The organism is Azoarcus taiwanensis, assembly GCF_012910885.1.
Classification (GTDB): Bacteria; Pseudomonadota; Gammaproteobacteria; order Burkholderiales; family Rhodocyclaceae; genus Azoarcus_F; species Azoarcus_F taiwanensis.
This window is the reverse complement of record NZ_WTVM01000147.1, coordinates 1-8899: the sequence shown is the minus strand read 5'-3', so window position 1 is coordinate 8899 and position 8899 is coordinate 1. Positions and strand designations below refer to the sequence as shown.

Sequence of the window (8899 nt, the reverse complement as noted above, 5' to 3'; positions counted from 1 at the left end):
TGGTTTGCCACCTGCTGGCTGGGGGGTTGTTCTACCGGGGCGAACGCTGCAATCAAGCAAAAACGGGATGGCCGACCCTGCGACCATCCCGCATGTGGCTTACGCCTGCGAATCGAGCGCGTGCCCGTCTTGCATTCTTCAGCCCCGGGCTGTCAGATCCGGGACGCTGCGGCGTGCCGCACCGACATAGAGCTGACGCGGACGGCCGATCTTGTATTCGGGATCGGTGATCATCTCTTCCCACTGCGTGATCCAGCCGACGGTGCGCGCCAGCGCGAAAATGCAGGTGAACATGGAGGTCGGAATGCCGAGCGCCTTCTGCACGATACCGGAGTAGAAGTCGACGTTCGGGTAGAGCTTCTTCTCGACGAAGTACTCGTCCTCGAGCGCGATCTTCTCGAGTTCCTTGGCCAGCTTGAACAGGCGGTCGTTCTCGAGACCGAGCTCGCCCAGCACGTCGGCGCAGACTTTGCCCATCAGCTTGGCGCGCGGGTCGAAGTTCTTGTAGACCCGGTGGCCGAACCCCATCAGCTTGAAGCTGTCGTTCTTGTCCTTCGCGCGCTTGATGTACTCGCCGACGCGCGAGACATCGCCGATCTCTTCGAGCATGTTCAGGCAAGCTTCGTTGGCGCCACCGTGGGCGGGGCCCCAAAGGCAGGCGATACCGGCGGAGATGCAAGCGAACGGGTTGGCGCCCGACGATCCGGCCAGACGCACCGTCGAGGTGGAGGCGTTCTGCTCATGATCGGCGTGCAGGGTGAAGATCACGTCGAGTGCTCGCACCAGAACCGGGTTCGGCTTGTACTCCTCGCACGGTGTGCCGAACATCATGTGCATGAAGTTCGAGGTGTAATCGAGATCGTTGCGCGGATACATGAAGGGCTGGCCGGTGTTGTACTTGTAGGCCATGGCGACGATCGTCGGCAGCTTCGCAATCAACCGGTTGATCGAGATGTTGCGGTGCTCCTGATCGGAGAAGTCCATCGCCTCGTGGTAGAACGCGGACAGCGCCCCGACCACGCCGACCATGATTGCCATCGGATGCGCGTCGCGGCGGAAACCGCTGTAGAAGCGGGTAAGCTGATCATGCAGCATCGTGTGCGACTTGATCGTGGTTTCGAAGTCCTGCTTCTGCGCGGCGTTCGGCAGCTCGCCGTTCTTCAGCAGATAGGCCACCTCGAGGAAGCTGCACTTCTCCGCAAGCTGCTCGATCGGATAACCGCGATACAGCAGTTCGCCTTTGTCACCATCGATGAAGGTGATGGATGACTTGCAACTCGCGGTGGACAGGAAGCCGGAGTCATAGGTGAAAAGACCCGTCTTGCCGCCCAGCGTACGAATGTCGATAACGTCCTGCCCATGCGTGCCGGACATGACCGGAAACTCGACGGTCTTGCCATCGACGGTTAGCGTTGCGGTGCGTTCAGTGCTCATAGGTTATCCCTCGTTTTCTTGCCCGAATTGACTTCCAACTCCCTTGACGATCACCCGGCGCGCTGTGCGCGCAGCATCGCGATCATCTCCTCCCAGCGGCGCTCGGTACACGGCTTGCTGCCATTGACCATAGCCCAAAGATCATGATCCTCGCACTTTAGCAGGTCATCGAGATCCGCCAGCTGACTCTCGTCGAGAGAGTCGAAATGCTCTTGCAGAAAGCGCGTGAACACCAGGTCGAGTTCGAGCAAGGCCCGACGACACTGCCAGCGCACGCGCCCCCTGTTGATACTCATACCGCTCTCGCGACCATCATGTCCTTGATCTTGCCAATCGCCCGGGTCGGATTGAGACCCTTCGGACAGACGTCAACACAGTTCATGATCGAATGACAACGGAACAGGCGATACGGATCCTCGAGGTTGTCGAGGCGTTCGCTGGTTGCCTGGTCACGCGTGTCGGCAAGGAAGCGGTAGGCTGCCAGCAGCCCTGCAGGCCCGACGAACTTGTCCGGATTCCACCAGAACGAGGGGCACGAGGTCGAGCAGCATGCGCAAAGAATGCATTCGTACAGACCGTTCAGCTCTTCACGATCTTCCGGCGTCTGCAGGCGCTCGCGCTCCGGCGTCGGATCGTTGTTGATCAGGTACGGCTTGATCGAGTGATACTGTTTGAAGAACTGTGTCATGTCGACGATCAGATCGCGAATGACCGGCAGACCCGGCAAGGGCCGGAGCACCACCGGCTGGGGAAGACTCTCCAGATCGGTGAGGCATGCGAGGCCATTCTTGCCGTTGATGTTCATCGCATCCGAACCGCAGACGCCTTCGCGGCAGGAGCGACGGAATGACAAGGTGTCATCCACCCCTTTCAGCCGGACCAGTGCGTCGAGCAGCTTCTTGTCGGAAGCTTCGAGCTCGACCGAAATGTCCTGCATGTAGGGCTTCTCGTCCTTGTCCGGATCGTAGCGGTAGATCTTGAGTTGCAGCGTACGCTTCGTCATGTCTTGTTCTCCGACGCTCAGTAAGTGCGCTTGGCGAGCGCAATCGGCTTGGTGTCCGCGTTGAGCGGGTTGAGATTGACCGGCTTGTAATCCAGGCGGTTACCCTCGCTGTACCACAGCGTGTGCTTGAGCCATTCCTTGTCGTTACGGCCGTTCGGCGTCTCGGGCGTATCAGGCGCATCGTCGCGCACATGGGCGCCACGCGACTCCTTGCGGGCCTCGGCCGACACCATCGTCGCCTTGGCAACCTCGATCAGGTTGTCCAGCTCGAGAGCTTCCATGCGGGCGGTGTTCCAGACCTTGGATTTGTCCTTGATCTCGGTCCGCTTGGCACGCTCGGCCACTTCGTTGATCTTGGCGACACCTTCCTTGAGCAGGTCGTCGAAACGGAACACACCCGCATGCTTCTGCATGGTGCGACGCATCTCCAGGCCGACGTCGAAGACGCTTTCGCCGTTGGTTTGCGACTCGAGGCGCGACATCCGGGACAGGGAGTAGTCAGCCGCGTCTGCCGGCAGCTCGCGCAGCGGCAACGCGCCGCTGTTGAAATCCTCAACCACGGTCTCGCCGGCCGACTTGCCGAACACGAGCAAATCGAGCAGAGAGTTGGTACCAAGGCGGTTGGCACCGTGCACCGACGCGCAGGCGCACTCGCCGGCAGCGTAAAAACCGGACACCGCGCTGTTCGGGTCGCCGTTCTTCGGCACCACGACCTGGCCCTTGTAGTTGGTGGGGATGCCACCCATCTGGTAATGGCAGGTCGGCACCACCGGGATCGGCTCCTTGATCGGGTCCACACCAGCGAACTGGATCGCGATCTCGCGAATGCCCGGCAGGCGCTTCATGATCGTCTCGGGCGCAAGGTGCGTGATGTCGAGCAGCACGTAATCCTTGTCCGGACCGCAACCGCGACCTTCGTTGATCTCGGTGGTCATTGCGCGCGAAACCACGTCGCGCGATGCAAGATCCTTGAGGTTGGGCGCGTAGCGCTCCATGAAACGCTCACCGCTGGCATTGCGCAGAATGCCACCTTCGCCGCGCACGCCCTCGGTGATCAGCACACCGGCACCAGCCACGCCGGTCGGATGGAACTGCCAGAACTCCATGTCTTCCAGCGGAATGCCGGCACGCGCCGCCATGCCGGCACCGTCGCCAGTGTTGATGAAGGCGTTGGTCGAGCTGTGATAAATCCGGCCGGCACCGCCGGTCGCGAAGATCGTCGCGCGGCAGTGGAAAATCGTGACCTCGCCAGTCTCCATCTCGAGTGCGGTTACACCGACGACGTTGCCCTCGCTGTCGCGCACCAGATCGAGTGCCATCCACTCGACGAAGAACTGGGTATTCGCACGGACGTTGCGCTGGTAAAGCGCATGCAACATGGCGTGACCAGTGCGGTCGGCCGCTGCACAGGAGCGCGAAACCGGTGTCTGGCCATAGTTCTGCGAATGGCCGCCGAACGGACGCTGGTAGATCTTGCCGTTGTCGGTGCGGTCGAACGGCATGCCGTAGTGCTCGAGTTCGACGACGACTTCATTGGCCTTGCGGCACATGAACTCGATCGCGTCCTGGTCACCCAACCAGTCCGACCCCTTGACGGTGTCGTACATGTGCCAGTGCCAGTTGTCTTCGGTCGAGTTGCCGAGCGAGGCAGCCACACCGCCCTGGGCGGCGACTGTGTGAGAGCGGGTCGGGAAGACCTTGGTCAGCACGGCAGTCTTCAGTCCGGCTTCCGAAAGCTGGAGGGCCGCACGCAGGCCGGCGCCGCCGGCGCCGACGATAACGGCATCAAAGGTACGCTTGGCTACAGTCACGCTCAAAGCCTCCACAGAATCTGAGCCGCCCAACCGGCATAGCCGAAGAGCAGGAAGAGAACCACAACATGCAGCGCCAGGCGCAGGCCGGTCGGCTTGATGTAGTCCATGAAGATGTCACGCACACCGATCCATGCGTGATAGAACAAGGCGAGGAAGAACAGGAAGGTGAGGAAGCGCATCAGGCCGCCGGAGAACAGCCCGGACCACGCCTCGTAGCTCATTTCGGGGAGAGTGAGCGCGGCGATCGCGAAAATGACGGTATAGATCGCCATATAGACCGCGGAGGCCCGCTGGCCGATCCAGTCGCGCAACCCGTAGTGCGCACCTACGACGATACGCTTCACCATAGCATCACCCCAATGATCAAGGTCAGCGCGATGCTGACGGCGAGCACGATCTTGGAACTCTTGCGAGCCGGCTCGAGGTCGCCCCCGATGTGAAGATCGAGCAACAGAAAACGGATACCAGCACAGAAGTGATGCAGGTAGGCCCAGAGCAGACCGAACAACACCAGCTTGATGAACCAGTTCGAAACCACGCTCTGATACACCGCAAAACTCTCGGCCGAACCCAGGCTGCGGTCGAACAGGAACAGCAGGAACGGCAGCAGGAGGAACAGACCAGCCCCGCTGACTCGATGAAGAATGGACACGATTCCCGGCAACGGCAGCCGGATCTCGTGCAAAGCCAGGTGTTTCGGCCTTGGCTTGCGCGCTGTGGCTTCTGACATAGTGTTACACCCCTCGATGTGCGGCGAAGCGGCCGCGTTTCAAACAACTACCGACTAAATCTTTTAATTTTAGCCCAGAGCGAGGCGCATGACGCTGCACCCTGGTAACATCAATTCAGTTCGTTCAGATAGAAGTGGTCGTCAGTCAGGTACAAACCCCGGCGCCACTCGACCGGCTTGTCGCCATAGGTATAAGTCACCCTCTCGACCGACAACAGGGGCTTACCCTCCTTCACCTTGAGTATTTCGGCGGTTCCGCGATCGGCGGCAACCGCACGCAGGCGCTCCTGCGCCCGAATCATGCGCAAACCGAATCGCGTCTCGAACAGGCTGTAAAGCGAACCGCGCCAGTCCTGCAACATCTCCAGCGTCAGCCCCTGAAAGATCTCGCCGGGCAGATAGATCTCGTCCACCACCACGGGATCGCCCGAGAAGCGCAGAATTCGCCTCACGATGATGATCAGGTCGCCTTGCCGGATGCCGAGCATACGCGCCGCCTCGAGCCCGGCCTTGGCACGCCAGCACTCGAGCGGTACGCTTTCGGGGTGGGCGAGATCGCCATCCATCGGCACGAGCCGCAGAAATCGGAACAGCGCGCGAGGGTCGTGATGCGAAGCAACGTAGGTGCCCTTGCCTTGTTTGCGCACAAGGAGATTTTCGGCGGCAAGTTCGTCGATCGCCTTGCGGACGGTGCCCTGGGACACACTGAAGCGCGCAGCGAGTTCTTGCTCGCTGGGGATCAACTGCCCGGGACGCCACTCACCGGCCTCAAGCGCCTGAATCATCAGGTCCTTGATTTGCCGATATAGCGGGCTGAAGGTGGGTGCATCGACGCTCATCGGCGTATTTCAGCACAAAAAAATGAAGTCGTCTATCCATTGTCTTGTGTCTTATATAAGACATAAGACAGGATTTGACATTAATCCGCCCGACGTCTAACATCCTTGCGCCTCGGGTAACAGTCGGGGTTTGCCCGCCGTCCCCAGCGAGGCGAACTCAAGCTGCCGCAGGGGACTATACAGATCCATTCTCGACGCACCGTCGTCGCTTTTGAGGGAGTATCCAAATGAGCAAAGCCCCCGTACGCGTCGCCGTCACCGGCGCTGCCGGCCAGATCGGCTACAGCCTGTTGTTCCGCATCGCCAGCGGTGAAATGCTGGGCAAGGACCAGCCAGTCATCCTGCAATTGCTGGACCTGCCTCAGGCACAGAAGGCCGTGGGCGGCGTCATGATGGAACTCGACGACTGCGCTTTCCCGCTGCTCGCCGGCATGATCGCAACCGACGACCCCAACGTCGCATTCAAGGATGCCGACGTGGCCCTGCTCGTTGGCGCCCGCCCCCGCGGCCCCGGCATGGAGCGCAAGGATCTGCTCACCGAGAACGCCAAGATCTTCACCGTCCAGGGCGCAGCCATCGGCCAGCACGCCTCGCCGGACTGCAAGATCCTCGTCGTGGGCAACCCCTGCAACACCAACGCCTACATTGCGATGAAGACCGCCGAGAAGTACGGTCGTCTGAAGTCGCGCAACTTCCACGGCATGCTCCGTCTGGACCACAACCGCGCGCTTTCACAGCTCGCTGCCAAGTCCGGCCGTCCGGTTTCCAGCCTGAAGAATCTCGTCGTGTGGGGCAACCACTCGCCCACGATGTACGCCGACTACCGCAAGGTGACCTCCAACGGTGACAGCGTCAAGGACCTGATCAACGACGAAACCTGGAACCGCGACACCTTCCTGCCCACCGTCGGCAAGCGCGGCGCAGCCATCATCGAAGCGCGTGGCCTTTCTTCCGCGGCTTCTGCAGCCAACGCCGCAATCGACCACATCCGTGACTGGGTGCTGGGCTCCAACGGTGAATGGGTGACCATGGGCGTGCCGTCCGACGGTTCCTACGGCATCCCCGAGGGCATCATCTACGGCTTCCCCTGCACCACAGAGAACGGCGAATACAAGATCGTCCAGGGCCTGGAGATCGACGAGTTCTCGCGCGAGCGCATGACCCACACCTTGAACGAGCTGCTCGAAGAGCGCGACGGCGTGAAGGATCTGCTTGCCTGAGCAAGACAAGCACACGAAAAGAACGCACGGCCGCAGGCTGTGCGTTCTTTTTGTCCATAATCAGTAAACACGAAAGCAGAGGAGACCGTCAGGATGAGCGGCCTGAAGCGACCCGATGAAGTGCTGTTCGAGGGCGAAGCGCCCTTTCCCGCCCTCCCGGCCGTGGATCACTATGCCGGTTCGGAGAAGCTGATACGGAAAGCGCTCGCGCTGCAAAACGATATGGGCCCGGTCTTTGACATCACATGCGATTGCGAAGACGGGGCGCCAACTGGTGCCGAGTCAGAGCATGCGCAGATGGTCGCCAGCCTCATCCTTGACGGTGACAACCGCTTCGGTCGCGTCGGCGTACGGATACACGACATCACTCATCCACACTGGGTCGATGATCTCGAACTCCTCGTGCCGCGTGCCGGCGAACGGATCGCCTTCGTAACACTACCCAAGGTGCGCTCGGCAAAGGATGCCTGTCTGCAGATCGACACCCTGCGCAAGATTGAAGCCTCCGCCGGACAGTCACGGCCGCTTCCAGTGCATGTTCTTATCGAAACCCATGGTGCATTGCGCGAAGTGTGGGACATCGCGGCGCTCGCAGGCGTCGAATCAATCGACTTCGGGCTGATGGATTTTGTATCGGCACATCATGGCGCCATTGGCGCCGATGCAATGCGCAGCCCAGGGCAGTTCACTCATCCGCTCGTGGTTCGGGCCAAGTGCGAGATCGCGGCTGCGGCCCTCGCCAACGGTGTCGTCCCGTCCCACAACGTCACAACCGAACTGCGGGATCTGGAGGTGATTCGCAGCGATGCCCGGCGGGCACGTCGCGAATTTGGCTTCATGCGTATGTGGAGCATCCATCCGAACCAGATCCGCCCCATCATCGAGGTCATGCAGCCTGATTTCGCCGAAGTGCAGGACGCCACCGAAATTCTGCTCGCCGCACAAGCCGCGGACTGGGGGCCCATCCGTCACCGCGAGAGACTGCATGACAGAGCGAGCTATCGCTACTACTGGGAATTGCTTCGCAGGGCCCGTGCGACCGGCGTCGATGCACCGCCAGAGGCATCGAACCTGTTCGGCCCCACGAATTGAACTGGACGCAGCAAACCGCTGCGCCCGCTCATGAGAGCCTTATTTGTGACGGAAGCGAATTCTCGCCTTGGTCAAATCGTAAGGCGACAGTTCCACGCTGACGCGGTCACCGGCAAGCACGCGAATACGGTGCTTGCGCATCTTGCCCGATGCGTAGGCCGACACAGCAACGCCGTTTTCGAGTGTGACTCTGAACCGCGTATCGGGCAGTACTTCATCGACTACCCCTTCCATCTCGAGCAGTTCTTCCTTGGCCATTGTTTTCTCCTGAATTTCACGAGGCAAGAACCTGCGATCCTCGCTGTGGGCCGAGTGACGCACAGGCCGAGGCTGCAAGGCGCGATCGAATGCCGCGCCAAGCGGCAAGCGCGCACCAGAAACGTTTTGCCTGGCTGTAAAGCGGCAGCTTTCGGCTACCGAGACGCTGCAACACAAAGATCGCAACGAAGATTGGCGCAGGGCATTCGCCCGAGCCTTTGGGCGCAGAAAACCAAGGCTTTCTGCAAACTGAATATTTTTACATTATACACGATACCAAGCTTCCCGGCACCGGAGGCTTGACCGAACATCCGCTCTGCATTTGTTTGACTCGAACTGGCCCTTCCACCCTTAAACAAGCGCCGCAATTCCTTATAATTACGGGTATACGGATTTAATGGTTGATGGGGCACCTTCACCCCATCAATCTGATACCACCCTCAGATGGTTGATAGATCGACTCCGTAGTTGAGTTCCTCTGCGAAGTCCGGCAGTCCGTAACCGATGGT

The 8899-nt window shown here is 60.3% G+C and carries 10 protein-coding genes; 2 read left to right on the top strand and 8 right to left on the bottom strand.

The annotated features are described in order from the left end of the window. Window positions 1–138: 138 nt before the first annotated feature. From gltA to GPA21_RS17260, 7 genes are all read right to left on the bottom strand, one after another. Window positions 139–1434, bottom strand: a complete 1296-nt coding sequence (gene gltA, locus GPA21_RS17290; RefSeq protein WP_168989356.1) for a citrate synthase — start codon at window positions 1432–1434, stop codon at window positions 139–141. 50 nt (window positions 1435–1484) lie between these two features. After that, entirely contained in the window at window positions 1485–1730 is a 246-nt protein-coding gene (locus GPA21_RS17285) for an FAD assembly factor SdhE (protein ID WP_168989355.1), read from the bottom strand. Next, window positions 1727–2437: a succinate dehydrogenase iron-sulfur subunit gene (locus GPA21_RS17280; protein WP_168989354.1), complete on the bottom strand. Its 711-nt coding sequence runs from the start codon at window positions 2435–2437 to the stop codon at window positions 1727–1729. Before GPA21_RS17280 ends, GPA21_RS17285 begins: the two co-directional genes overlap by 4 nt. A gap of 17 nt (window positions 2438–2454) precedes the next feature. After that, the gene (sdhA, locus tag GPA21_RS17275; protein WP_168989353.1) at window positions 2455–4248 is read right to left on the bottom strand and encodes a succinate dehydrogenase flavoprotein subunit; all 1794 of its coding nucleotides are present in this window, start codon (window positions 4246–4248) and stop codon (window positions 2455–2457) included. A gap of 2 nt (window positions 4249–4250) precedes the next feature. Beyond that, on the bottom strand, window positions 4251–4598 hold the full coding sequence (gene sdhD, locus GPA21_RS17270; protein ID WP_168989352.1) for a succinate dehydrogenase, hydrophobic membrane anchor protein: 348 nt from the start codon (window positions 4596–4598) through the stop codon (window positions 4251–4253). Next, window positions 4592–4981 carry a succinate dehydrogenase, cytochrome b556 subunit gene (sdhC, locus tag GPA21_RS17265; protein ID WP_168989351.1) on the bottom strand — a complete coding sequence of 130 codons (390 nt, stop codon included), beginning with the start codon at window positions 4979–4981 and terminating at the stop codon, window positions 4592–4594. The genes sdhD and sdhC overlap by 7 nt, the downstream gene beginning before the upstream one ends. Window positions 4982–5091: 110 nt before the next feature. Then, window positions 5092–5820 carry a GntR family transcriptional regulator gene (locus tag GPA21_RS17260; RefSeq protein ID WP_168989350.1) on the bottom strand — a complete coding sequence of 243 codons (729 nt, stop codon included), beginning with the start codon at window positions 5818–5820 and terminating at the stop codon, window positions 5092–5094. 227 nt (window positions 5821–6047) lie between these two features. Here GPA21_RS17260 and GPA21_RS17255 point away from each other — a divergent pair, with 227 nt between their 5' ends. Together GPA21_RS17255 and GPA21_RS17250 are read left to right on the top strand one after the other, a co-directional pair. Then, the gene (locus GPA21_RS17255; RefSeq protein WP_168989349.1) at window positions 6048–7040 is read left to right on the top strand and encodes a malate dehydrogenase; all 993 of its coding nucleotides are present in this window, start codon (window positions 6048–6050) and stop codon (window positions 7038–7040) included. A gap of 93 nt (window positions 7041–7133) precedes the next feature. Continuing rightward, on the top strand, window positions 7134–8132 hold the full coding sequence (locus tag GPA21_RS17250; protein ID WP_168989348.1) for an HpcH/HpaI aldolase/citrate lyase family protein: 999 nt from the start codon (window positions 7134–7136) through the stop codon (window positions 8130–8132). 39 nt (window positions 8133–8171) lie between these two features. Here GPA21_RS17250 and infA read toward each other — a convergent pair whose 3' ends face one another. After that, the gene (gene infA / locus GPA21_RS17245) at window positions 8172–8390 is read right to left on the bottom strand and encodes a translation initiation factor IF-1 (RefSeq protein WP_168989347.1); all 219 of its coding nucleotides are present in this window, start codon (window positions 8388–8390) and stop codon (window positions 8172–8174) included. Between the last annotated feature and the right edge of the window lie 509 nt (window positions 8391–8899).

Excerpts from the sequence above, each read along its gene's own strand:
- gltA (WP_168989356.1), bottom strand. The coding sequence starts at position 1,434 with ATGAGCACTGAACGCACCGCAACGCTAACCGTCGATGGCAAGACCGTC.
- GPA21_RS17285 (WP_168989355.1), bottom strand. The coding sequence starts at position 1,730 with ATGAGTATCAACAGGGGGCGCGTGCGCTGGCAGTGTCGTCGGGCCTTG.
- GPA21_RS17280 (WP_168989354.1), bottom strand. The coding sequence starts at position 2,437 with ATGACGAAGCGTACGCTGCAACTCAAGATCTACCGCTACGATCCGGAC.
- sdhD (WP_168989352.1), bottom strand. The coding sequence starts at position 4,598 with ATGGTGAAGCGTATCGTCGTAGGTGCGCACTACGGGTTGCGCGACTGG.
- sdhC (WP_168989351.1), bottom strand. The coding sequence starts at position 4,981 with ATGTCAGAAGCCACAGCGCGCAAGCCAAGGCCGAAACACCTGGCTTTG.
- GPA21_RS17260 (WP_168989350.1), bottom strand. The coding sequence starts at position 5,820 with ATGAGCGTCGATGCACCCACCTTCAGCCCGCTATATCGGCAAATCAAG.
- GPA21_RS17255 (WP_168989349.1), top strand. The coding sequence starts at position 6,048 with ATGAGCAAAGCCCCCGTACGCGTCGCCGTCACCGGCGCTGCCGGCCAG.
- GPA21_RS17250 (WP_168989348.1), top strand. The coding sequence starts at position 7,134 with ATGAGCGGCCTGAAGCGACCCGATGAAGTGCTGTTCGAGGGCGAAGCG.
- infA (WP_168989347.1), bottom strand. The coding sequence starts at position 8,390 with ATGGCCAAGGAAGAACTGCTCGAGATGGAAGGGGTAGTCGATGAAGTA.